We start from the raw sequence: 1,315 nt of genomic DNA, 5'->3' as shown, positions 1-1,315 counted from the left end.
ACCGAAGGTTCCTCATGTCGACGACCACCGCTGCTACCCCGGGTTCCTTTTGTCTGATCTTTTAGTCGTATCCGAACCTGTTTAAGCTGGTCTTGGATATATTGCGCAACATCAATAAGTTGAGCACGCGGATCACCATCAACCTGAAGCCTCTCTTTGAAGGCAGTGTATGATTCTCCTTGCTCGGCTTCGCTTTCCCAATCGAACTTGGCCATAGCGGAGAAAATGGATGCCGACTGCTTATTATTGGGGACACCGAACACCTCATCAAGGGCGGGAGGAAACTCAATCTCCACCCCCCACCAACGCTCTACTGGGTCGTAACCGATGGCCCAACCTTGGTCAAGGTCAAGTTCACGACCTGCACGGAGGATGGAAACACCGACATTTTTTGCTGCGTGTTTGCCATATGGTTTATCTCCCCGATTTGCACCATCCTGGGGAACTGTCTCAGGACGTGCCCAACTGATCCGCACAACCACTTTGTGGGTAGTTCCGTCGAAGGCAACATCAAAAACCTCGTCTTGCTCCCCCCATTTTTGAAACATGGGTTTCACGTCAAAGGGGGAATTGGTCGACGATGGTGAAATCAGGTAAAGGGGATCGTTGGCTCGAGCAACACGATCAAGCGTAAACCTCCCATCTTCCATGGTGACCAACCGGATACAAACGTTTCCACCATCAATAAACTTCCGATACATGCGTCCGACCAGAATCTCGGTATGTTCGAGAGTCGCTCGAGCCCGTCGCCAAGTCAGTCGATGCTCATCAAAATTCTGCCAAAGGACGAGTGTGCCGCAGGTCTTGATATTCTCGCTGCGTTGCCTCCACTCCTCCGGGAGTTTCTTATGTACCGGAACAGGGACCAAGGAGAGAGCACCATTTTCAATTTCTCCGACATCCAGGTACGACCAAAGGGCGTTGTCGGGTCCACTCTGCCATGTCCATACCTCCAACCGACGGCATTGCGAGATAGAAGAGTTCGGTAGCCCCATCCCGAACCGACCAATACCTGAACGGTCATCAAGGTGCGTACCGTTGCCAAACTGCAGGGCATCTCGGAGTACCGTATGGGACATGCCACTGCCGTTATCGAGCACCCCGATTTGTATCAGCCTACGGCGTTCGCGCTGATTGACGATCTGGCACTCCTCAATGCAAAAGACCTCCACATCAGCAGCACCCGACTGGATGGAGTTGTCGATCAACTCTGCAAGGGCATAGGCAGTATTCCTGTAGCCACTGTCGCGCATGGCTTTAACAGCCAGGTGGACTGGTACGATCTCGCCTTCATGTTTGTTTACATGCGAAGTGT

The 1,315-nt window shown here is 52.3% G+C and carries 1 protein-coding gene; it reads right to left on the bottom strand.

Features of this window, described 5'->3' with window-relative positions:
- A partial coding sequence (locus HWQ67_RS18770; RefSeq protein ID WP_218254220.1) for an ATP-binding protein occupies window positions 1–1,315 on the bottom strand: 1,315 nt, incomplete at both ends.

This window comes from Candidatus Magnetobacterium casense (assembly GCF_019173545.1).
Lineage (GTDB): Bacteria > Nitrospirota > Thermodesulfovibrionia > Thermodesulfovibrionales > Magnetobacteriaceae > Magnetobacterium > Magnetobacterium cryptolimnobacter.
The sequence above is the reverse complement of the archived record's forward strand: the minus strand, read 5'-3'. Positions and strand labels throughout refer to the sequence as shown.